The sequence below is a fragment of the Balneicella halophila genome, from assembly GCF_003096835.1.
In the GTDB taxonomy this organism is placed as follows: Bacteria; Bacteroidota; Bacteroidia; order Bacteroidales; family Balneicellaceae; genus Balneicella; species Balneicella halophila.
Genome location: NZ_QENZ01000006.1, coordinates 1 through 22,366 on the forward strand (window position 1 = coordinate 1; position 22,366 = coordinate 22,366).

The window sequence follows — 22,366 nt, forward strand, 5'->3', positions numbered from 1 at the left end:
AGCGCCGATGGTACTGCAGCAATGTGGGAGAGTAGGACGACGCCCTATTTTCAGCGAGGCTAATTCCAATTAGGAGTTAGCCTCGCTTTGTTTTTATACAAATACCGAAATATGTAGGTTTTACAACACAGTTTTATTATCATTTTTTGTACAGTAGATAAGTTTTATTTACTATCTTCGTGTCCGTTTTGAGAATGGTATATTTAGTTGTATTTTATTTATAATAATGTAATGAAAACATTTAAAAAAGGGAAGTGGAATACTTCAATTGATGTTAGAGATTTTGTGTTCAATAACGTAACTCCTTATGATGGAGACGCTAATTTTCTTAGTGAGGCTACAGATAGAACCAAGAAGCTTTGGGATATATGTCTAAATGCTATAAAAGAAGAGCGCGCAAACGGTGGAGTACGATCTATTGATACTGAAACAGTTTCTTTAATTACTAGTTTCGATGCAGGCTACATTGATAAAGACTTGGAGCTTATTGTTGGTTTGCAAACTGATGAATTATTGCGTAGAGCAATGAAGCCTTATGGAGGAATAAAGGTTGTTGAAAAAGCCTGTCAAGAACATGGATTAGAAGTTTCAGATAGAGTAAAAGACATCTTCAACAATTATGCAAAGACACATAATGATGGTGTTTTTGATGTATACACTGATGAAATAAGAAAATTCCGTTCATTGGGTTTTCTAACTGGATTACCAGATAACTACGCTAGAGGACGTATTATCGGTGATTATAGACGTTTAGCTCTATATGGAATTGATAAACTTGTTGAAGCAAAGAAAGAAGACTTAGCAAAGCTTTTAGGGCCTATGACTGATGAGCGTATTCGTTTACGTGAAGAGGTTCAGGAACAAATTAAAGCTTTAAAAGAAATAAAAGTTTTAGGTGATAAATATGGCTTAGATCTTTCTAAGCCCGCAGAAAGTGCTCAAGAAGCGGTACAATGGGTATATATGGCTTACTTGGCAGCAGTGAAAGAGCAAGATGGTGCAGCTATGTCATTAGGTAATGTGTCTTCTTTCCTTGATATTTATATAGAATACGACCTTAATGAAGGTAAAATAAGTGAAGAGTTTGCTCAAGAGTTAATAGATCAGTTTGTGATGAAGTTGCGCGTAGTTCGTCATCTTCGCATGAATGCTTATGATGAGATTTTTGCAGGTGATCCTACTTGGGTAACAGAGTCAATTGGTGGTCGCTTAATGGATGGTCGTCATAAAGTAACGAAAACTTCATTCCGATTTCTACAAACGCTTTATAACTTAGGTCCATCACCCGAACCTAATATGACTGTACTTTGGTCAAGTACTTTACCTGAAGGATTTAAAGAGTTTTGCTCTAAAGTGTCTATAGACACTTCATCTATTCAATATGAAAATGATGAGTTGATGCGTGAAAGCAGAAAATCTGATGATTATGGTATCGCTTGTTGTGTTTCTTATCAAGAGATTGGTAAGCAGATTCAATTTTTTGGTGCACGATGCAATCTGGCTAAAACTCTTCTATTGGCAATTAACGAAGGTCGTTGTGAGATGACTGGTAAGAAAATTATTGATGGAATTCCTGCTCTGAAGAGTGATGTGTTAGATTATGACGAAGTGATGGCTAATTATAAACTGTGTATGAAAGAGATGGCACGAGTTTATAATGAATCTATGAACATCATTCATTATATGCACGATAAGTACTATTATGAAAAAGCTCAAATGGCTTTCATAGACACTGATCATCAAATCAACTTAGCGTATGGTGTTGCAGGACTTTCAATAGTTGCCGATTCTTTATCAGCAATAAAAAATGCTAAAGTTACAGTTGTTCGAAATGAGATGGGAGTTTCTGATACTTTTAATATTGAAGGTGAATTTCCTTGCTATGGAAATGATGATGATAGAGTTGATTACTTTGCTGTAGAAGTACCTCGTTACTTTAATGAGCAATTGTCTAAACATCCTGTTTATAAAAATGCTGAACCTACACTTTCGATATTAACCATCACCTCTAATGTTGTTTACGGACATAAAACCGGAGCTACTCCAGATGGTCGAGCAAAAGGAATTCCATTTGCACCAGGTGCCAATCCAATGCACGGAAGGGATACTAAAGGAGCGATTGCTTCGTTGAGTTCAGTAGCTAAATTAGATTATACTGCATCTCAAGATGGTATTTCAAATACATTCTCTATAGTACCAAAATCATTAGGTCCTAACGAGGAAGAGAGAATTGAAAACTTATCTACGTTATTGGATGCATATTTTGGTAAGGGAGCACATCATCTAAATGTAAACGTATTGAACAGAGAGCTTCTAGAAGATGCTATGAAACGTCCTGAAGAATATCCTCAATTAACAATAAGGGTTTCAGGATATGCAGTTAATTTTGTAAGACTGACTAAGGAGCAACAAATGGAAGTTATCTCTAGAAGCTTCTTTGATAGTATGTAAAAAATATCTTTATAAGATTATTATATTTAAAAAAAAACTTGCTTGCTTTCATTACTTGAATGTGAGCAAGTTTTTATGATTTTTAATTATGCTAAGAGTACATTCTATAGAATCACTAGGCACCTATGATGGTCCAGGTATCAGATTAATTGTTTTTCTGCAAGGATGTAATTTTAAGTGTAGCTACTGTGCCAATGTTGATACTATACCTTTAGTAGGTGGTGATTTAATGCAAATAGAAGATATAGTAGCCATGGCTATCAACCAAAAACCATTTTTCGGGAAAAAGGGTGGTGTTACTATTTCCGGAGGAGAACCGCTATTGCAAGCAAAAGAACTCATTCCTCTCTTCAAACGCTTAAGAGAAGAAAATATCAATACATGTATAGATACAAATGGCAGTGTTTTCAATGACTCCGTAAAAGAACTCTTAGAATATACAGATCTTGTGCTACTGGATATTAAACATATCAATGAGAAAGATCATGTAAAGATTACAAGTAAGAAAAATCAGCCAACTCTAGAATTAGCTGAATATTTAAAATCTAAGGGTAAAAGAACTTGGCTTAGATACGTACTGGTGCCAACATTAACTGATAATGAAGAGGATTTGAATAAACTTGGTAAGCATTTTGAAAATTTTTCGAATATTGAAAAATTAGAAATACAGCCTTATCATAGCTTAGGTGTGCATAAATATGAACATATGGGATTGAACTACACGTTGAAGGATATCAAGAAAAATACACCTGAGCAATTAAATAAAGCACAAAATATATTGGAACAATATTTTAAAAATATTATTGTAAACTAAAAAATATGAATTTTTATAATTCAAAAGAAATAGTACAACAAGTCAACCAAGTTGCTACATCCAAAGCAAATACTCATTGGAGGAAGACATTTGTAGCCTCCTTGCTTGCAGGGGGATATATTGCCATGGGTAGTTTCTTGGCTCTAATGATTGGCGGAGCGATACCAGAGATTGCACAAACGAACCCAGGTTTACAAAAGCTAGTTTTCGGAGGCGTTTTCCCTCTGGGACTTATTCTAGTAGCTGTAGCCGGTGCAGACTTATTTACTGGAAATACCGCCTATTTTGTTCCTTCTGTGTTCTCTAAAAGAATGTCTTTCAAAGTACCTCTAAAGAACTGGGGCATTGTTTACATTGGTAATTTCATAGGTTCATTAGTCGTTGCCTGGCTATTTGCTTATTATACGGGAATGCTGAAAGATTCCATTACTTTAGAATCTACAATTGCTATTGGTGAAAAAAAAGTAGCTTATCCATTTATGGTTACGCTGGTAAAAGGAATTGTTTGTAATTGGATGGTTGCTTTGGCTATGTGGATGGCTTTTGCATCAAAGGACGTTGTAAGTAAAATCGTGGCAATATGGTTTCCAATTATGGCTTTTGTTGCTATGGGCTTTGAACACTGTGTTGCCAATATGTTTTTTATTCCTACTGCGATTTTTTATGGAGCAGATATCACTTGGACACAGTTTTTTATTGACAATTTAATTCCTGTAACTATCGGAAATATTATAGGTGGAGCCTTTTTTGTAGGTACTGCTTACTGGTATTTGTATGATAAAGAATAAAGCATATCATACTTTTTTCCTACTTTTAGGAAAGATATTGTAAAAGCGCTTGATATGGATTATTTTGAATCAAACTATGATTTCATACCATTAGAAGGTTATGAAGATTTTGAAGCTACTACTCAGTTAATTATTAAAGAACTGCTTAATAGAGATATTGAGTTTGAAGTCTTGAGTACTGCTCAGAATTTAATTGTAGTTTATCATGAAAATAAAGAATTTATCATTAAAGAAGGTACTATTTCTGATGCAAACTCACTGATATCCTTTTGGATTTCAAATGATAAATGGTTAACAAAGTTATTTTTAAAAAGGGCTGGAGTAAATGTAGCTGAAGGACAGCTAATAACTGACGAAAAATCTTTTGATAATTGTTCAATCGAATTTCCAGTTGTGGTAAAACCTAAAGATACTGACCACGGAATTGGTATTACAACTAATATTACAGACAAGGAGTCTTTTGAAAGAGCTGTTGCTAAAGCATTTCAATATGCTAATCAAGTTATTGTTGAAAGATATTTCACAGGAAGAGAATACCGCTTTTTAGTTGTTGAAAATGTGGTGAGGGCTGTTGCATATCGTATACCAGCTAATGTCGTAGGAGATGGTGAAAAGAACATTGGCGAACTTATAAAACAGAAAAATAAAAATAGAGGAAACGACTATCGCACTCCATTATTAAAATTAGAGGTTGATGATGAAGTGGAACGAGTACTGAAATCACAAAATTTGAATTTACATTCTATTCCTGATAAAAATACACTTGTTTCACTTCGAAATAATTCAAATCTAAGTACAGGAGGGGACAGTATTGACGTCACTGATGAAATGTCAGATTTCTATAAAGAGATTGCTGTTAAAGCAACTCAAGCTTCTGGTTTGAAAATAGCAGGAGTAGATATTATTATACAGAATATAGACGCAGAACCTTCTAAAACGAATCATATTGTTGTGGAATTGAATGCACCCGCGATGCTCTCTATGCATTCCTATCCTTACAAAGGGAAAAATAGACAAGTAGAAAAATACGTGTTGGATGCAATCCTAAATTCAAAATAGTCGGTTAGGAATAATCTTTGTTATGTACGATAGAAAAGAAGTTAATGAGCATATTGTCTAAAGAACAGTTGGTTTCCTACTTTGAAGAAGGGTGTACTCCAAAAGAAGCGTGGAAGGTTGGTGTAGAACACGAGAAGTTTTTATTTTATAAAGACAATCTTAAACGAGTTCAATATTATGGTGAGGATGGCATTGAGATGTTGTTGAAGAAGTTTATTGAAAATGGATGGAAAGGTAAATATGAAATGGGTAATTTGCTGTCTGTTTCTAAAGGCAATAGTAATATTACCCTAGAGCCTGGAGGACAGTTTGAGTTATCCGGAGCACCATTGACGACTGTTCATGATATTTCTCAGGAAACAAGGTCGCATTTTACCGAATTGAGCCAACTAGCATCATCGCTCAATATGCAACCACTATGCTTAGGTTTTGATCCTATTTCTACAAGAGATGATATTTCATGGATTCCTAAGCAACGCTACAATATTATGAGAAAACATATGGCTAACAAGGATATTCATGGATTGGATATGATGGGTCGTACTGCAACTATCCAAGTCAATCTGGATTATTCTAGTGAAGAGGATATGCGTAAAAAAATGTACGTAGGTCAGTTCTTACAGCCACTTGTTATGGCACTCTTTGCCAATTCCCCATTTGTCGAAGGAAAAGATAGTAGATTTTATTCCTATCGATCGCACGTATGGAACTACACAGATATAGATCGTTGTGGATGTTTACCATTTGTGTTAGAGAAAGATTTTTCGTTTGAACGCTGGGTTGATTATTTACTTCAAGTCCCCATGCTTTTTGTTACAAAAGATGATGTAACACAGCCAATTGACATGATGACTTTTGATGAATTTAGAAAAGGAAAATCTAAATTTGATCCGACTATGGAAGACTGGGAAACGCATATCTCTACCGTTTTCCCTGATATTAGATTAAAGCGGTATATTGAAATGCGTGGTGCCGACGGTGGATGTTCTTGTTTTGTTACTGCCTTAGCTGCGTTTTGGGTGGGTTTATTGTATGATGAGGATGCTTTGGAAGAAATATATCAATATGTTAACGGTTTTGCCAATGAGGAATTTTTAGAATTGAGAGATTTAGTCGCTAAGAAAGCAATTCATTCAAAAATTAAAGGCAATTTACTTATTGAGGTTGCGAAACTTGTATTGGCAATTTCAAAAAGAGGATTAACCAATAGAGCAAAACAATTGAATATTGAGAGCGAGGCAGTATATTTAAAACCTTTGGAAGAAATAGTTGACACAGCGAAGACTCGTGCACAAGTACTTGTAGAGCAATTCAATAGCACTTGGAAGAATAATATTCAAAAAGTGTTTGACTCTTGCCAATGTAAGATGATATAAATAATTTTGAGATTTTTCGCTCAGATTTTCTGTAAAAAACGATAGTTTTATTATCTTTGCAGTCGCATTTATAAAAGAATGGGGTCCAGTAGCTCAGTTGGATTAGAGCAGCAGCCTTCTAAGCTGCGGGTCACAGGTTCGAGCCCTGTCTGGATCACTCAAAAAGCCGTATCAATTTAAGGATACGGCTTTTTATTTATCCAAAGTTTTGAAGAATGAATGTTGATAGGGTAGTTATTCAAATAATTACCTGGTATTTTATTTGATAATTTTTTTACACCTTTAAAGACCGTTTAACTTTAGAGGTGTAAAAAATGCGTATTAAATTGACTATCGATCATCTACCTAATCAAAAAATCCCCATTAATTATCAATACAGCCATTGCAGTGGCTTCTGATCCTGTAGCTATGGCTAAGGCGTTTGAGCAAGCCGTAATCGCTGGTAGAACAGCCTTTATTGCCCAATTAGCACCCGTGAGAGAGAAAGCAGAAGCAAGTAGTCCACTAACTTCATTCTTAAAATAACGAATTATGGAAACATTTTCAGCAATTCATAAAGAATATGATTGGGAAGGGGAGCGAAAGCGAATCTATGCTAAAACGGAAGCAGATGTGCTTACTGCACTTGCCAAAAAAAGAAAGAATTTAGATGATTTTCAAGCTTTAATTTCTCCCGCAGAACAGCCTTATTTGGAAGCTATGGCACAGCAAAGTGCTCTTTTGACCAAAAAACGCTTTGGGAATACGGTGCAGATTTATGCTCCGATGTATTTGAGTAATATTTGTACAAACCAATGTACTTATTGCGGTTTTAGTATTCAAAATAAAATTCCTCGTAAGATTTTATCCGAAGAAGAAGTTCGTATAGAGATGGAATACTTAAAGGCGAAAGGTTACGAACATATTTTATTGGTGACGGGAGAGGCAAATAAAATAGCGGGAGTAGATTATCTGGAGAAAACGATAGAAATAGCAAGAGCGTTATTTGCTAATGTAAGTATCGAAGTGCAACCCTTGGAGACCAATGAATATAAAAGATTGGTCGATGCGGGTTTGTATGCCGTGATGGTGTATCAAGAGACCTATAATAAACACGAATATCCTAAGTATCATTTGCGAGGCAAGAAAAGTGATTTTCATTATCGTTTGGAAGCTCCTGATAGAATGGGAATGGCTGGAATGCACAAAATAGGATTGGGAGCTTTGTTTGGCTTGGAAGATTGGCGAGCAGACAGTTTTTTTACCGCTTTGCATTTTAAATATTTACAGAAAAAATATTGGCAGACGAAGTTCTCGATGTCTTTTCCACGGTTGAGACCTCACGAAGGCGATGTGCAACCAAAGGTAGAAATGATGGATGCTGATTTAGTTCAGTTGATTTGTGCTTATCGTTTGCTGGACGAAGATTTGGAACTATCTATTTCAACACGCGAGAGTGCAGATTTTAGAAATCACATCGTGCAGATGGGCGTTACGACTTTTAGTGCCGAATCTCGTACAAATCCTGGAGGCTATGCCGTAGCACCGGAGTCGCTAGAACAATTTTCTATAAATGATACACGTACAACTGCTGAGGTTAAGGAAACCTTGAAAACGCTTGGTAAAGAAGTCGTTTGGAAAGACTGGGAACATTTTCAACGTTGGTAAGTTATGACAGTAGTAGAAAAAGAACGCTATTCTCGACAGATAGTGCTCTCTGAAATAGGAGAACAATGGCAACTAAAATTGAAAAATGCTAAAGTTTTAGTTATAGGAGCAGGGGGATTAGGATGTCCTGTTTTGCAATACATAGTTGGTGCAGGAGTAGGAATTGTCGGCATTGTGGATAATGATGTAGTAAGTTTGAGCAATCTACCTCGGCAGATTCTTTACGGAAGCGATGATATCGGAAAACCAAAAGTGGAGGTTGCTACAAAAAAACTCAAAGCCAATAATCCAAATTGTAAAATAATACCCTACATTGGTTTATTGAATGAAGAAAATGCAGATAAGCTTTTTTTTAAATACGATATGATTGTCGATTGTACTGATAATTTTACTGCAAGATATTTAATTGATAAAACCGCATTAAAGCATAAAAAGATTTGGATTTATGGCTCTATTTTAGAATATGCTGGACAAGTTAGTGTGTTTGCCGGAGCAAAAGGGCAATCGTACCGAGCCTTGTTTCCGGAGGAAGATGGCGTAAGACCTTCGGCAAGCAACTATGGAGTGTTAGGGGTTTTGCCAGGAATTATTGGTTGCTTACAGGCAAATGAAGTCTTGAAATGGATATTAGGATCAGAGAATAGTCTCTCAGGCAAATTGCTTACTTATAATTTGAGAACGAATCAACAGCAAATTTTTGAGATATAAATACATTGATTTTACTCAATTAAAGACAAAAAAGCTTCTGATTCCTCAGAAGCTTTTTCTCTTTGTTGGCGGTCTGGACGAGACTCGAACTCGCGACCCCATGCGTGACAGGCATGTATTCTAACCAACTGAACTACCAGACCGTTTTGCTTAAATGCGTTGCAAATATAGGCGTTTTTTTTTTACCTGCAAATACTTTGATGAAAAAAATGCATTTTATTCAAAAAAACTGAAGTAAACACTGCCTCTTTTTACGATCCTTTCAAAGTGTGGGTGCTTTGAAAAGTCTTTATCTTCAGAGTGTTCAAATATGAAAATTCCATCAGTATTTAAAAGTGAATGATGGAAAATTAAATCAGGAAGTTTTATCGTTTCTTCCATATCAAAAGGAGGATCTGCAAATATGATATCAAATTTTTGATTGATTTTAGGGAGATAGGAGAATACATTTGCTTTAATCGTATTAATGCTATCTCCGAATCCTAAGGCTTCACTATTTTTTCGTATATATTCATAATGTTTGATATTTTGTTCAATCGAAAAAATAGGATTGGCACCACGTGATGCAAATTCGTAACTGATACCTCCTGTGCCACTGAAAAGGTCTAAGACAGCCAAATCAGTAAATTCATATAAATTTTGAAGGACATTAAATAATGTTTCTTTAGCAAAATCAGTGGTAGGACGTGCTTTGAATTTGCTGCCTACTTGAAAACGTCTGCCTTTATGGGTGCCACTGATGATTCTCATAAGTTAACTGTTTGATAGCAATAAATTGCCCATTGGAATTTTTGAAGTTAACCCACAGGCTGGTTCCATTATACGGATATCATTATGATATCTGGTTAATTCATTTTTCAGTAAAGGGAGATAGTCACGATTTCCAAAAAGTTGAATACTGCTGTTTGTCACAGGAATATCTAAATTGTCAAAAGTATAAAGCATATAAAAAAGTAAATCATCTTTTGTTAGGAATTGGAAACTGTTACACAATTGCACTTTATCATCTTTTATGACAATGATATGTAGCTTTTGATAAAGGATAACCACTCCGATATTCCATATTGTGCTTGTGTCGAGCATTTCTAATAAGAGAGTAGGGGTAGTTTTGACCTTTAACTTTGGAAAGTAATCTTTCACTAAATTATAATAGTCGCTAGTGATAGCAGACAGCATAGTGTAATTACCAACCATTTCAGATTCTATCATTTCTGTTTCCTCGAGCGGGAAAGTTAAAGAGAACAGTTCTTTTAGCTTTTTCTCTTCAATGAATACTGTTGGAACAAGGGTAAATTTCTCAGGAGTGTACAGTAAGTTAATGCTTTCATACTTTCTCCTCAATATCTCTTCCTTAGCTAGTTTTACTTTTAGCCAGTCATAGAACTTTTCTTGCTCTGTATATCTCACCTCCTTTTCTAGCTCAATAGAGTTCTTGTTCCTATTGTATAATAGAAAAGAAAATCCATCCAGAGCTAACTGAATGGATAGACTATATGTTGTATTATTGTTGGCTGTCATATACAGCTATTACTCCCAGTTTCCAGCACCGTCGTTTGCTTCCTCTAGGCTACCAATTTTCAGACCTATATATTTATTCAAACGGACTAGCTCCATAGTATCAGCACGATATTCTTCATTATACTCGCCTTCTCTTAAGTCTTGGAAAAGCTTGTCATAATGAACCTTTACCTCATATACCGGTACTAACAATCCAGACTCAGTAGGAAGTTCTTTAGCTGCCATATCGAAAGTTTCTTTCTTATCAGGGATAGGAAGATACTTCATATTCTCTACCTTAAAGTTTGGTCTTTTACCAAAAAGGCTATCCATCACTGGAACTTTTATTGTATCAATTTGAATTAAACCTTTTTTGATGGCTTTTTCTTCATTGATACCATCTGCAAGCATTTCATCAGTTAGTACACCTGTACGCTTAATCAAAGGAATATTTCCTGTTCTTATGAAATTCTCTAAAGAATCAAAACTACCTGTATATTTTCCATGAGACAATACATAGGCTCTTTGTGCTTCACGAATATCTTTTAATTTCGCAATGACTTCTCTATCTCGCTTATTTTTTATTTTCTCAAACTGCATAGGTACATTTATGCTTTGAAAAACCATATAGCCCAAGAAGACTATTGCTACTGCCAGTACAATCTGTAAAACAATTCTCATAGTTATAATATTTTTTTAATTTTATGTTTTCGGTTTATAAGATTAAATTAGCACCCGCTAACAGGTCGCTAATATAAAAAAAAATGTTGAATAAATATATTTCAGAATCAATAAAAAAGTTTTTCCCGCATACTCCAACTGACCTGCAATTAGATTTTTTTGATCGTATAAGTAACTATTTGCTAGACCGAAACTCCAATAAAGTATTCATTCTCAAAGGATATGCGGGGACAGGAAAAACTTCAGCAGTAGCAGCTCTGGTAAAAGCAATGAAGAAACAGAAAATGAAAATTATTTTGTTAGCTCCAACAGGTAGAGCAGCAAAGGTATTTTCTGGCTTTGCTAATACACCGACATGGACTATACACAAGCATATTTATAGACAAAAATCTGATGAAGATGGAATGGGAGACTTTGTCTTGAACTTTAATAAAGCGAGAAATACACTTTTTATTATAGATGAGGCGTCTATGCTTTCCGATGAAGATACCTATTCACCGTTTGGAAGCGGACGTCTTTTGACGGATGTTTTTCGATTTATATTTGAAACAGGAAACAATAACAAATTATTATTAGTAGGTGATACAGCTCAGTTGCCACCAGTCGGACTAGAATTAGGACATGCTTTAGATGCTTCTTATATTTATGAAACTTTTCATTATAGTGTGGAGGAAATAACGCTAAAAGAAGTCATTCGACAAGAATTTGATTCTGGGATTTTGGAGAATGCTACATCTTTACGTAAAAAACTCACTGCTAATGAGACCGATACGTTAAAACTGTCAGAATCTTTTGACGTAATGCACATAACCGGAGGAGAGTTGATAGAGAGGTTGTCAGATTCTTACAGTAAAGAAGGCGTTGAGGAAACGATTGTAATAACCCGTTCAAATAAAAGGGCTAACGGATATAATGAAGGCATTCGCAAAACAATTTTATATAGAGAGGACGAAGTCGCTGTTGGGGACTACCTGATGGTGGTAAAGAATAATTATTATTGGAAAGATGATGAGGCTAAGCTGGAGTTTATAGCCAATGGTGAGATTGCTGAAATAACAGCATTCAAAAGAATTGAAGAATTGTATGGATTTCGTTTTGCAGAAGTAAGTTTGCGCTTTGTCAATTATGATATTGAAATTGAGACTAAGATTTTGTTAGATACATTGACATCACAATCACCAGCATTGTCTCGAGAAGAAAACAAACAATTGTATTTGAATGTCCTTGAAGATTATGCCGATTTAACAAATAAGAAGAAACGCCAAAAGGCTATGCGTGAAAATCCGTATTTTAATGCATTACAGGTAAAATTTGCCTATGCTATTACCTGCCATAAATCGCAGGGCGGACAATGGGATGTGGTATTTGTAGATCAAGGATACTTGACAGATGATATGTTAGGTGATGATTATTATCGATGGCTTTATACAGCGGTGACTCGTGCTAAAAAGAAGTTGTTTTTTGTAAATTTTCAAGAAAAATACAGGACAACCACTGCCTCTTAACAGCATTTAATGAATAGGAAGTCTGTTTTCGGCTAAAAAACTGTAATTTTGTAAAAAATACGATTTATGATTCGCAATATTTTAGGAGCTCTTCTCTGCATGTTTTTTATAATATCTTGCAATAATGATTGTGAGGATAATCCTCCTGAACCCTTATCTTTTAAAATACAGTGGGTAGATTCTTTAGGCAATGATATGTTCGAAAAAAAAGGAGGTTTTGATGCTGACAGTATAGTTTCATTTTATAATAAAAACAGAGGTACAGTGCCGGTAGATGTTGAAGTTATAAGAGAGAAGGTAGATAGTAATTTATATTATAATTATATCGATGCAATGCCATTAGTTCGCAAGGCTTTCGAATTGCAACTAGACAGTGTGTTTTTAGGACCTGACAGTTTAGATATTGATACAATTACTCTAAAAGTTATAAGAGAAAAGAACGATTGTTTTTCTACCGTTTATCAATTTGTAAAATTGAAGTACAACGGAAAAACATTAACTGGTGTAGATTCGCTATACGTAATAGAAAAATAGAAAAGAACAGATGATGACGATAGAACAAAAAATAGAAGAGGCTGTAGTAGCCATTGTGAAAGAAAAGTACGGAGTAGAATTACCCGTAAGCCAAGTTCAATTACAAAAAACAAAAAAAGAGTTTGATGGAGATATTACGTTGGTAGTTTTTCCCCTATTACGTCATTCTAAGAAAAATCCGGAAACTACTGCTGAGGAAATTGGCGAAATACTGAAAGCACAACTTTCGGAAATCTCAGGATATAATGTTGTAAAAGGCTTTCTGAATCTTTCTGTTGCTTCGTCATATTGGTTGGGTGAGTTGTTGAAAGTTTCGGAAAATGAACACTATGGCATTGAAAAGGCAACTGATGATAGTGAACTTGTAATGATAGAATATTCTTCACCTAATACCAACAAACCTTTGCACTTAGGGCATATTCGCAATAACTTATTAGGATATTCTTTAAGTAAGATTTTTGAGGCGAATGGTTATAAAGTTGTTAAAACGAATATTGTAAATGACAGAGGGATTCACATCTGCAAATCGATGTATGCTTGGCAACGCTGGGGTAATGGAGAAACTCCTGAAAGTACAGGACAAAAAGGAGACAAATTGGTTGGAGATTATTATGTAAAGTTTGATCAAGAATACAAAAAAGAGCTTGCGGAGCTGCAAGAAAAAGGATTGAGCAAAGCAGAAGCTGAAGCACAGTCGCAAATAATGAAAGATGTGCGTGAAATGTTGCTGAAGTGGGAAGCGAAGGATAAAGAGGTTCGTGAGTTGTGGGAGAAGATGAACAACTGGGTTTATGATGGATTTGATGTCACCTATAAGCAGTTAGGAGTTGATTTTGACAAAATTTATTACGAATCGGATACTTACCTTGTAGGACGCGATGAAGTCTTAAGAGGACTAAATGAAGGCTTCTTCTTCAAAAAGGAAGACGGATCTGTTTGGGCTGATTTGACTGAAGAAGGTTTAGACGAAAAAATATTGTTGCGTGCTGATGGAACATCAGTCTATATGACACAAGACATAGGAACAGCACAATTGCGTTTCAAAGATTACGATATTGATAAAATGATCTATGTGGTTGGTAATGAGCAAAATTATCATTTTAAAGTGCTTTCTATTATCTTGGATAAATTAGGATTTGATTGGGGAAAAGAATTACAGCATTTTTCATACGGAATGGTGGAATTGCCAGAAGGAAAGATGAAATCAAGAGAAGGAACTGTAGTTGATGCCGATGACCTAATGGCTGACATGATAGATACCGCACGTAAAATGTCCGAAGAACTGGGTAAATTGGAAGACTATAGCCAACAAGAGGCAGAGAAAGTATATGAAACTATTGCACTGGGAGCATTAAAATACTTTATGCTCAAAGTTGATCCTCGGAAAAATATGACTTTCAACCCTAAAGAGTCCATTGATTTTAATGGAAATACAGGACCATTTATACAATATACCTATGCTCGTATTCAGTCTTTGTTGAGAAAAGCAAAGGAAGAAGGTATTGATTTGTCAATTGATTCAGACTCAATATCTCCTGACGAAAGAGAATTGCATCTAGTGCAAGAAGTGTTAGATTTTAAGACTATTGTAAAGAGTGCCTGCACTGAAAGCAGTCCTGCATTGATTGCAAATTATGTATATTCTTTAGCCAAGGAATTTAACCAGTTCTATCATGAATTTCCTATTTTAAAAGATGTAGAAGAACACCCTATGAAGTTTAGGTTATTACTTTCAGAGCAAGTTGGAAAAGTGATAAAGGAAGGAATGGGATTATTAGGCGCAGGTGTTCCTGATAGAATGTAAGTATATCATCGTTTCCCGATTTTTGTAGAAATTAAAGCAGTAGTTTTTGCTTTGATGTTTGGTCTAGGAGGAAGAGAGGCAACGGGAAACATGTAGCACATATTTTAGAAAAATTTGGAAGAGAAAAATAAGAGCATGTAGCTTATAAATTGTTATAAAGGTGAGGCTATTTCTTGTCTCACCTTTTTTGTACAAGAAAAAATTAGATATGGAAAATGATTTATTATTATCCTTGGTAGATAAATATGATAGTCCGCTCTATGTATATGATGCTGATAAAATTGAAGAGAAGTACAATATACTGATTGATGGATTCTCAAATGTTGAGAAATTGAAATTGAATTATGCGATGAAAGCATTATCTAATATTTCAATATTAAAAATCTTCAAAAAGTTGGGTGCAGGACTCGACACGGTTTCTATACAAGAAGTAAAATTAGGAATGAAAGCAGGATTTGCTCCTGAGGAAATTATTTTTACGCCCAATGGAGTAGGATTTGAAGAATTAGAACAGGCGGTAGAGCTAGGCGTACAAATCAATATTGATAATATTTCAATATTGGAACTTTTTGGTCAGAAATACCCAGAAGTCCCCGTTTGTATACGCATCAATCCGCACGTGATGGGTGGTGGCAATCGTAAAATTTCTGTAGGTCATATTGATTCAAAATTTGGGATATCTATCCATCAATTACCTCTGATGTTGAGGGTAGTAGAAAATACAAAGATGAGAATTAATGGAATCCATATGCATACAGGCTCGGATATATTGGATATTGATACTTTCATTATAGCTTCGAACATTTTATTTAATGCAGCTACTTCATTTAAAAACCTGGAGTTTATAGACCTAGGCAGTGGTTTTAAGGTTGCCTATAAAGACGGAGATATCAAAACGGACATAAAGCAGTTGGGCGAACAACTTTCAACTAGGTTTAATAAATTTTGCGAAGATTACGGTCGCTCGCTTACGCTGATGTTTGAACCAGGTAAATTTCTCGTAAGTGAGTCTGGGAAATTCTTGGCGAAAGTAAATGTGATTAAGCAAACAACATCAAGTGTTTTTGCGGGTGTAAACACGGGCTTTAATCACCTAATTCGTCCGATGTTTTACGATGCATACCATCACATTACCAATATTTCACATCCTAATGGGCGTAAACGATTCTACTCCGTAGTAGGATATATCTGTGAGACTGATACTTTTGCATCCAATAGACAAATTTCAGAAATTTCAGAAGGAGATATATTATGTTTTCATAATGCAGGAGCCTATTGTTTTTCTATGTCTTCTAATTTTAATTCCAGATACAAGCCTGCAGAGGTTTTACTTTACAAAGGGAAAGACTATTTAATTAGAGAAAGAGAAACATTTGAAGATTTATTAGCGAAACAAATTGAGATAGACTTAGATTAATTAATGAAGTATTTTAATTATCTTTGCAATAATCAGTTAATATGATGTCTAGTCTGTTTATGATAGAGGGAGAAGATTTTTATTGGAGTGAAGAAGGATATAAAATATTTACAGAAAAATATCTATTAAAAAGGGGATATTGTTGTCTCAATGGTTGCAAGCATTGCCCTTATGGATATGATGTAAAAACAGGAGAAGTTAAAACTACAAAAGAAAACTCTCACAAAGAATAACTAAATAGCAATAGAAAATGGAGCCTACATTTGATGATATAAGACCTTTTCGCACTGAGGAAGAAGTACAGCAAGCGATACAAAGATTGAAAGATGATCAATTTTTCTTTCAAATTGCTAACCAAGTTTTTAAAGGAAAAACTTTAGAAAAGAAGGTCTCAGAACTTTCTAAAGTAAAAACTACTGATGATTTTCAGGCAAATATTGCAAAACCACTCTTAAAGAAGCTGATTAAAAAAACCTCAGATGGCTTTACCATCACAGGCTTAGACAACTTGGAAAAAGATAAGGCTTATCTTTTTATGTCTAATCATCGTGATATAATCATGGATCCTGCATTACTAAGTTATGGATTGATGAAAAATGGATTCCTTACTACAGAAATTGCTATCGGGAGTAATCTTTTATTGCAACAGTGGATTATTGATTTGGTAAAGTTAAATAAGAGCTTTGTTGTGAAAAGAGGTGACCTCGGCATTAAAGAACAGCTTGTAAGTTCAAAAGCCCTTTCATCTTATATCTATGATTCGATAACTCGGAGAAATGCATCCATTTGGATTGCACAACGTGAAGGGCGTACAAAAAATGGCTATGATGAAACCCAACTTAGTTTACTGAAAATGCTCAATTTAGCAGGAAATGGTAACACTAGAAAGATATTCAAGGAGTTGAATATCGTACCAGTATCAATTTCATACGAATACGAGCCTTCTGATGGTCTAAAAACACGAGAGCTTTATATGAGAGATACACCTGAAGGATTTGTAAAAACTCCTCAAGATGATTTAGACAGTATGTTCTTAAGTTTGAAACAACCAAAAGGAAGAATTCATTTTGCCATAGGGGAGCCAATCGGAGAGGATGTAATTGATAGATTTGGTGAAGAACTTACAGATGCAGAAATTATTGAAAGATTAGCTCATCATATTGATAAACATATTGTTACAAACTATCGTTTGTTTCCTGATAATTATATAGCCTTAGATATGCTTAAAGGTTCACAGAAGTATAAAAACTACTATACCACAGCAGAGAAAGAGCAATTTATTAAGCACATGGAATTAAAGCTAGAGTCTATCAATGGCACAACGGGAATCCACCGAGAGTTGTTTCTAAAGATTTATGCAAATCCAATTTTACATAAAGAAGAGTACAAAAAAATTCAAGAATAGACTTTCAAAATTCTAAGCTTTTTAGGATTTTGATGATTAATAACAGAAGACAAAAAGAAATGAAAACAACAAAGAGCATAATTATTTTAGCAGCCTTTCTAATAATGGCAGCCGTAGTGGTCGATTTATATTTTTTATTAGATGTTGATACTCCAAATAAATACGTAGGAGCATATATCGGTATTGCAGCTATTGCTACTTTATTTATTCCACTGGTTTTAATACCTAGAACAGAGCAAAAAATCCGTAGACTAAAACAAAAAATTGAGGAAAAAGATCAAGAAATAGGACGACTCCAAAAGTCTTTAGAACAGAGTAATGAGGTTATCAATATTGTACCTAATAAAGGTAATGATGTAGAAATGTAACAAAGAATTTTGTGAATTAGAGAATTATTATTTTCTTTGGACTAATGAAAAATATGACAAACATAAATCGTTGGTGGTAATTGCACAATAATTAGATTGGCGCAGCGATGTTTGTTTGAAAGAAATATAAAGACAAAAATGGATAAGACCTACTGCGTAGCAGTAGGTCTTTTTTTCTTTAAAAGAAATCGTAAAAAAAACATGAATTTAGCAGTAATAGATAATTATGATTCGTTTACCTATAACTTAGTAGAATACCTGCATAAGATTGGGCAGAGTACTATTTCCGTTTTTCGTAATGATGAAGTTGAAACAAACGAATTAGCAAACTTTGATGCTATTATTTTGTCACCCGGACCTGGGCTTCCCAGCGAGGCAGGTATTTTAATGGAGGTAATTGAAACCTATAAAAAAGATAAAAAAATACTCGGTATTTGTTTAGGACATCAAGCAATTGTAGAGGTCTATGGAGGTAGCCTGAAAAATGCAGAGAATGTACAGCATGGTATTACTACATTAGCTACAAGAACAGCCACAAATAGAGGGTGTTTACACAATCTTCCTCGGCATTTTGAAATTGGACATTACCATTCCTGGCATGTTTGTAAGCAAGACTTACCATCTTGTCTAGAGGTAAGCTGTTATGATGAAAATGGAGTTATCATGGGAGTTTTACATAAAGAAGATAGGGTAGAAGGGTTACAGTTTCATCCAGAATCTGTTCTAACACCCTTAGGATTACAAATGTTAGAAAACTGGATACACAACAAATAAAAACAATCAATAAAAAAAAACACACTATGAAAAATTATCAAATTGACAGCAAAGGGTATTATGGAGAATTTGGAGGAGCCCTTATTCCATATGTTTTAAGTGGACCTATTAATAAGCTTGCTGAGGATTACAAGGAGATTCTGGAAAGTGATTCTTTCAAAAAAGAATATGAAGCTTTGCTGAAAGAGTATGTAGGTCGACCTTCACCACTATATCATGCTGCCAATCTTTCAGAAAAGTATGGTGCAAATATTTATCTGAAGCGTGAAGACTTGAACCATACAGGAGCACACAAAATCAACAATACATTAGGTCAAATATTATTAGCCAAACAGCTAGGTAAATCCAATGTAATAGCAGAGACAGGTGCAGGACAGCATGGTGTAGCTACAGCTACGGTATGTGCAAAGTTTGGAATGAAATGCACCATATTTATGGGAGCTCTTGATGTGAAAAGGCAAGCACCAAACGTAGGCAGGATTAAGTTTCTTGGAGCTGATGTAGTTACTGTCGAATCTGGCGGTGGAGCTTTGACCAGTGCAGTGGATGCTGCATTGGGTTACTGGATTGAAAATCCGGACTCTTATTTCCTTATTGGGTCTGCAGTTGGACCGCATCCCTATCCTGATATGGTTGCAAGATTGCAATCAATTATATCGAAAGAATTAAAAGTGCAAGTACCAAGACAGCCGGATTATATCATAGCATCAGTTGGTGGAGGGAGTAACGCCACAGGAGCATTTTATCATTTTTTTGACGATGAACAAGTAAAGCTTGTAGCTGCTGAGGCAGAAGGTAAAGGTATAGAAACCGGAAAGCATGCTGCAACTCTTACTGCGGGTAAAGAAGGCGTTTTGCATGGTAGTCGCACACTGGTTATTCAAGATGAAAAAGGAGAAGTTGTAGAACCTTATTCCATATCATCAGGTTTAGATTATCCGGGAGTAGGACCTTTGTATGCACATCTGCTGTCTATTGGTAGAATAGAAGCTCTTGCCATAAAAGATGATGAAGCATTAAATGCTGCGAAATTATTGTCTCAAAAAGAAGGTATTATTCCAGCTTTGGAATCTGCACACGCTTTGGCAGCTTTAGAAAAGATAAATTTTAAGAAAGATGATATAGTCGTAGTTAATCTCTCTGGAAGAGGAGACAAGGATATGAATACTTATTTGAATTATTTTAACTATTAAAAAGAACTCAGAAAATAGTTTATATGTATTAATATTCGTATTTTTGAAAATAGATTTATAATTAAAATAATTAACACTATGTTGAGAGACTTCAAAAAATTCCTATTAAAAGGTGATATCGTAGCTTTAGCAACTGCGGTAATCATTGGTGGTGCATTTAGCAAAATTATTGGCTCATTAGTCGCTGATGTTTTCATGCCAATCATTGGTTTATTAATGGGTGGTAAAAATGTAAATGACCTATTTATAACTTTAGATGGTAGCCACTATGAAACATTGGCAGCTGCACAAGAAGCTGGTGCTGCGGTTATGTCTTATGGTAACTTCATACAAGCTATTATTGACTTTATCCTTATAGGTTTAGTTGTATATTTAATATTGAAAGCATACGACAAAACTAAGAAAAAGGAAGAGGCTGTTCCTGTAGCACCGCCCAAAGAGGAAATTCTTCTTACCGAAATTAGAGATTTACTAAAGAAATAAATCTTGTATAAGAATTCAAATAATTTTAGTGCTTCATTCAAATAAGAATGAGGCACTTTTTTTATCCATTTGAAATATCCATAAGAAGTTCCCGATAAACAGAAAACATCTTTGATTTTGATACAAAACCATTATATTTCCCCCGGTCAACAACCGGTAAATTCCATGCATTTGAACGTTGAAACTTATCCATAACCGTTTGCATAGTGTCTTCTATGAAGATTAGTTCATCGGGCATGGTTGTAATAGACTGTATAGTCGTGGAGTCATAGAGACTACTATCAAACATAATCTCTCTGATATCATCTATATAAACTACCCCTTTAAATTGTTCTTCTTCATCCACCACAGGAAATAGGTTGCGTGAGGAGTGCTCAATCGCATTGATGACATCGCGCAGTGTGCCATCATAATTGACTGTGATAAAATTTGTTTCTAGAACCTTATCCATTTGCATAAACATCAGAACGACTTTGTCCTTATTGTGTGTTATTAGCTTGCCTTGTAATCCTAATTCTACTGTATATACTGAGTATTTTAAGAAATACTTTGTAAAGCTAAATGAAATGGCAGCTGTTATCATTAGAGGTATGAATAAATTATAACCACCAGTGAGCTCAGCAATCAAGAAAATAGCGGTAAGTGGTGCATGGAGAACTCCTGCTAGTAAACCACTCATCCCAACTAGAGTAAAACAGCTCTCCGATACATGCATTTTCAAAAAAGGAAAGTTATTAATAATCTTGGCTAAAATATTTCCCATGATACTTCCCATAAACAGTGTAGGAGCAAAAATTCCACCAACGCCACCTGCACCAAAAGTAATAGATGTAGCTATTACTTTAAAGAATACAAGTCCTGACAGGATAGCAATAACCAGCCAAATATTTTCAATATCAGCATCAAAAAATGGAGACATTAATGCGGTAGCAGTTTCTCCTTTTATTAAATCATTGATGGTTTGAAACCCCTCACCATAGAGTGGGGGCATTATATACACTAGCGCTCCCAAGGCTAAGCCTCCAATGATAAGTCTCTCGATTTGAGTATTTATACGACGAAACATTTTATGTAACGTGTCATATGCTTTTGCAAAATAAATAGAGCAAAGTCCTGCAATAATACCCAGAGCAATATAAAATGGAATCTCAGACACGAGAAATTCTTGACCAATGTAATAAGGCATAATACGCTCTGAACCAAAAAAGAAGTAAGAAGTTATGATTGCAGACACAGAAGCTAAAATTAAGGGTATCATAGAGACAAATGTAAGGTCAAGACTGAACACCTCAATAGCAAACAGGATACCCGCAATAGGTGCCTTGAAAATAGAAGACATTGTACCTGCTGCTGCACAACCTATCAATAATATTCGCGTGGATTGTTTTGTGTGAAATAGGCGCGCTAAGTTGGATCCTACAGCAGCCCCAGTTGCACAAGTGGGTCCCTCTAAACCCACTGAACCGCCAAAACCCACAGTTATAGGAGCGGTAAGCATACTCCCATACATTTGAAACTTATCCATAATTCCTTTTTTCTGAGATATAGCATACAGAGTAGAGGGAATACCATGACTTACTTTTTTCTTTATGATATATTTTAGAATTAAATAGACAATAAAACACCCAATCAACGGGAAGATGAAGTAAAAACCAATATAATAATTCTGAATAATACCCTCTCGTAATCGGGTTTGAATAAAAAAAGTAAGGTTCTTTAGAATAACAGCTACCATTCCAGAAGTAAACCCAACAACGATACTAAGAATAAGAACATACTGATGTTCTGTGAGGTGTTTTTGTCTTAGGTGAATAATCTGATCTATTATTCTTCTAAAAAAGCGTAGCATATTTGAGTCTAAA

21 protein-coding genes, 2 tRNA genes and 1 pseudogene are annotated in these 22,366 nt (G+C 35.0%); 19 read left to right on the forward strand and 5 right to left on the reverse strand.

The window, feature by feature from the left end; genetic code table 11:
- Nucleotides 1-231 precede the first annotated feature (231 nt).
- The 9 genes and pseudogenes from pflB to C7377_RS08785 all read left to right on the forward strand — a co-directional run bounded on the left by pflB (nt 232) and on the right by C7377_RS08785 (nt 8,843).
- Nucleotides 232-2,451, forward strand: coding sequence for a formate C-acetyltransferase (pflB, locus tag C7377_RS08745; protein ID WP_116496982.1), 2,220 nt, complete (start codon nt 232-234; stop codon nt 2,449-2,451).
- An 88-nt stretch (nt 2,452-2,539) separates the two neighbouring features.
- Nucleotides 2,540-3,265, forward strand: a complete 726-nt coding sequence (gene pflA, locus C7377_RS08750; protein WP_116496983.1) for a pyruvate formate-lyase-activating protein — start codon at nt 2,540-2,542, stop codon at nt 3,263-3,265.
- A 5-nt stretch (nt 3,266-3,270) separates the two neighbouring features.
- Nucleotides 3,271-4,053 carry a formate/nitrite transporter family protein gene (locus C7377_RS08755; protein ID WP_116496984.1) on the forward strand — a complete coding sequence of 261 codons (783 nt, stop codon included), beginning with the start codon at nt 3,271-3,273 and terminating at the stop codon, nt 4,051-4,053.
- A gap of 54 nt (nt 4,054-4,107) precedes the next feature.
- Nucleotides 4,108-5,112, forward strand: a complete 1,005-nt coding sequence (locus C7377_RS08760; protein WP_116496985.1) for a glutamate ligase — start codon at nt 4,108-4,110, stop codon at nt 5,110-5,112.
- 44 nt (nt 5,113-5,156) lie between these two features.
- Nucleotides 5,157-6,488: a glutamate--cysteine ligase gene (locus tag C7377_RS08765; protein ID WP_116496986.1), complete on the forward strand. Its 1,332-nt coding sequence runs from the start codon at nt 5,157-5,159 to the stop codon at nt 6,486-6,488.
- Between the two features lie 82 nt (nt 6,489-6,570).
- Nucleotides 6,571-6,645, forward strand: a tRNA-Arg gene (locus tag C7377_RS08770).
- Nucleotides 6,646-6,851: 206 nt separating this feature from the next.
- Nucleotides 6,852-7,013: pseudogene (locus tag C7377_RS08775) on the forward strand (thiazole synthase); the annotation flags it as partial.
- 6 nt (nt 7,014-7,019) lie between these two features.
- Nucleotides 7,020-8,135, forward strand: a complete 1,116-nt coding sequence (gene thiH / locus C7377_RS08780) for a 2-iminoacetate synthase ThiH (protein ID WP_116496987.1) — start codon at nt 7,020-7,022, stop codon at nt 8,133-8,135.
- 3 nt (nt 8,136-8,138) lie between these two features.
- The gene (locus tag C7377_RS08785) at nt 8,139-8,843 is read left to right on the forward strand and encodes a HesA/MoeB/ThiF family protein (RefSeq protein ID WP_116496988.1); all 705 of its coding nucleotides are present in this window, start codon (nt 8,139-8,141) and stop codon (nt 8,841-8,843) included.
- 66 nt (nt 8,844-8,909) lie between these two features.
- Here C7377_RS08785 and C7377_RS08790 read toward each other — a convergent pair.
- The 4 genes from C7377_RS08790 to C7377_RS08805 all read right to left on the reverse strand — a co-directional run bounded on the left by C7377_RS08790 (nt 8,910) and on the right by C7377_RS08805 (nt 11,021).
- Nucleotides 8,910-8,986, reverse strand: a tRNA-Asp gene (locus C7377_RS08790).
- Nucleotides 8,987-9,059: 73 nt separating this feature from the next.
- A complete protein-coding gene (locus tag C7377_RS08795) occupies nt 9,060-9,593 on the reverse strand; it encodes an RsmD family RNA methyltransferase (protein ID WP_116496989.1) in 534 nt (177 codons plus the stop codon).
- Nucleotides 9,594-9,596: 3 nt separating this feature from the next.
- Nucleotides 9,597-10,361, reverse strand: a complete 765-nt coding sequence (locus tag C7377_RS08800; protein ID WP_116496990.1) for a DUF3822 family protein — start codon at nt 10,359-10,361, stop codon at nt 9,597-9,599.
- A 9-nt stretch (nt 10,362-10,370) separates the two neighbouring features.
- On the reverse strand, nt 10,371-11,021 hold the full coding sequence (locus C7377_RS08805) for a PH domain-containing protein (protein ID WP_116496991.1): 651 nt from the start codon (nt 11,019-11,021) through the stop codon (nt 10,371-10,373).
- Between the two features lie 83 nt (nt 11,022-11,104).
- On the opposite strand from C7377_RS08805, the gene C7377_RS08810 reads away from it, so the two are divergent.
- The 10 genes from C7377_RS08810 (at nt 11,105) to mscL (ending at nt 20,504) form a co-directional block, all read left to right on the forward strand.
- Nucleotides 11,105-12,526 carry an ATP-dependent DNA helicase gene (locus C7377_RS08810; protein WP_116496992.1) on the forward strand — a complete coding sequence of 474 codons (1,422 nt, stop codon included), beginning with the start codon at nt 11,105-11,107 and terminating at the stop codon, nt 12,524-12,526.
- A gap of 66 nt (nt 12,527-12,592) precedes the next feature.
- Nucleotides 12,593-13,060, forward strand: a complete 468-nt coding sequence (locus tag C7377_RS08815) for a hypothetical protein (protein ID WP_116496993.1) — start codon at nt 12,593-12,595, stop codon at nt 13,058-13,060.
- A gap of 13 nt (nt 13,061-13,073) precedes the next feature.
- Complete coding sequence (gene argS, locus C7377_RS08820; protein WP_116496994.1) at nt 13,074-14,864, forward strand: arginine--tRNA ligase; 1,791 nt, start codon at nt 13,074-13,076, stop codon at nt 14,862-14,864.
- A 208-nt stretch (nt 14,865-15,072) separates the two neighbouring features.
- Nucleotides 15,073-16,281: a diaminopimelate decarboxylase gene (gene lysA / locus C7377_RS08825; protein WP_116496995.1), complete on the forward strand. Its 1,209-nt coding sequence runs from the start codon at nt 15,073-15,075 to the stop codon at nt 16,279-16,281.
- Between the two features lie 41 nt (nt 16,282-16,322).
- The gene (locus C7377_RS08830) at nt 16,323-16,514 is read left to right on the forward strand and encodes a DUF5522 domain-containing protein (protein WP_207778475.1); all 192 of its coding nucleotides are present in this window, start codon (nt 16,323-16,325) and stop codon (nt 16,512-16,514) included.
- Nucleotides 16,515-16,531: 17 nt separating this feature from the next.
- Entirely contained in the window at nt 16,532-17,686 is a 1,155-nt protein-coding gene (locus C7377_RS08835) for a 1-acyl-sn-glycerol-3-phosphate acyltransferase (RefSeq protein WP_116496997.1), read from the forward strand.
- Between the two features lie 59 nt (nt 17,687-17,745).
- Nucleotides 17,746-18,054: a hypothetical protein gene (locus tag C7377_RS08840; protein WP_133241484.1), complete on the forward strand. Its 309-nt coding sequence runs from the start codon at nt 17,746-17,748 to the stop codon at nt 18,052-18,054.
- Between the two features lie 201 nt (nt 18,055-18,255).
- On the forward strand, nt 18,256-18,828 hold the full coding sequence (locus C7377_RS08845; RefSeq protein ID WP_116496999.1) for an anthranilate synthase component II: 573 nt from the start codon (nt 18,256-18,258) through the stop codon (nt 18,826-18,828).
- A 26-nt stretch (nt 18,829-18,854) separates the two neighbouring features.
- Nucleotides 18,855-20,021, forward strand: a complete 1,167-nt coding sequence (gene trpB, locus C7377_RS08850) for a tryptophan synthase subunit beta (protein WP_116497000.1) — start codon at nt 18,855-18,857, stop codon at nt 20,019-20,021.
- A gap of 78 nt (nt 20,022-20,099) precedes the next feature.
- On the forward strand, nt 20,100-20,504 hold the full coding sequence (gene mscL / locus C7377_RS08855) for a large conductance mechanosensitive channel protein MscL (RefSeq protein WP_116497001.1): 405 nt from the start codon (nt 20,100-20,102) through the stop codon (nt 20,502-20,504).
- Between the two features lie 61 nt (nt 20,505-20,565).
- Here the strand turns inward: mscL and C7377_RS08860 are convergent, their stop codons facing one another.
- On the reverse strand, nt 20,566-22,353 hold the full coding sequence (locus C7377_RS08860; protein ID WP_116497002.1) for a chloride channel protein: 1,788 nt from the start codon (nt 22,351-22,353) through the stop codon (nt 20,566-20,568).
- Nucleotides 22,354-22,366 lie beyond the last annotated feature (13 nt).

Coding starts and splice junctions, on each gene's coding strand:
- C7377_RS08805 (WP_116496991.1), bottom strand. CDS start 11,021: ATGAGAATTGTTTTACAGATTGTACTGGCAGTAGCAATAGTCTTCTTG.
- trpB (WP_116497000.1), top strand. CDS start 18,855: ATGAAAAATTATCAAATTGACAGCAAAGGGTATTATGGAGAATTTGGA.
- C7377_RS08815 (WP_116496993.1), top strand. CDS start 12,593: ATGATTCGCAATATTTTAGGAGCTCTTCTCTGCATGTTTTTTATAATA.
- C7377_RS08795 (WP_116496989.1), bottom strand. CDS start 9,593: ATGAGAATCATCAGTGGCACCCATAAAGGCAGACGTTTTCAAGTAGGC.
- thiH (WP_116496987.1), top strand. CDS start 7,020: ATGGAAACATTTTCAGCAATTCATAAAGAATATGATTGGGAAGGGGAG.
- C7377_RS08840 (WP_133241484.1), top strand. CDS start 17,746: ATGAAAACAACAAAGAGCATAATTATTTTAGCAGCCTTTCTAATAATG.
- C7377_RS08755 (WP_116496984.1), top strand. CDS start 3,271: ATGAATTTTTATAATTCAAAAGAAATAGTACAACAAGTCAACCAAGTT.
- mscL (WP_116497001.1), top strand. CDS start 20,100: ATGTTGAGAGACTTCAAAAAATTCCTATTAAAAGGTGATATCGTAGCT.
- C7377_RS08765 (WP_116496986.1), top strand. CDS start 5,157: ATGAGCATATTGTCTAAAGAACAGTTGGTTTCCTACTTTGAAGAAGGG.
- C7377_RS08835 (WP_116496997.1), top strand. CDS start 16,532: ATGGAGCCTACATTTGATGATATAAGACCTTTTCGCACTGAGGAAGAA.
- pflB (WP_116496982.1), top strand. CDS start 232: ATGAAAACATTTAAAAAAGGGAAGTGGAATACTTCAATTGATGTTAGA.
- C7377_RS08830 (WP_207778475.1), top strand. CDS start 16,323: ATGATGTCTAGTCTGTTTATGATAGAGGGAGAAGATTTTTATTGGAGT.
- argS (WP_116496994.1), top strand. CDS start 13,074: ATGACGATAGAACAAAAAATAGAAGAGGCTGTAGTAGCCATTGTGAAA.
- C7377_RS08810 (WP_116496992.1), top strand. CDS start 11,105: ATGTTGAATAAATATATTTCAGAATCAATAAAAAAGTTTTTCCCGCAT.
- C7377_RS08860 (WP_116497002.1), bottom strand. CDS start 22,353: ATGCTACGCTTTTTTAGAAGAATAATAGATCAGATTATTCACCTAAGA.
- C7377_RS08785 (WP_116496988.1), top strand. CDS start 8,139: ATGACAGTAGTAGAAAAAGAACGCTATTCTCGACAGATAGTGCTCTCT.
- lysA (WP_116496995.1), top strand. CDS start 15,073: ATGGAAAATGATTTATTATTATCCTTGGTAGATAAATATGATAGTCCG.
- C7377_RS08760 (WP_116496985.1), top strand. CDS start 4,108: ATGGATTATTTTGAATCAAACTATGATTTCATACCATTAGAAGGTTAT.
- C7377_RS08800 (WP_116496990.1), bottom strand. CDS start 10,361: ATGACAGCCAACAATAATACAACATATAGTCTATCCATTCAGTTAGCT.
- C7377_RS08845 (WP_116496999.1), top strand. CDS start 18,256: ATGAATTTAGCAGTAATAGATAATTATGATTCGTTTACCTATAACTTA.
- pflA (WP_116496983.1), top strand. CDS start 2,540: ATGCTAAGAGTACATTCTATAGAATCACTAGGCACCTATGATGGTCCA.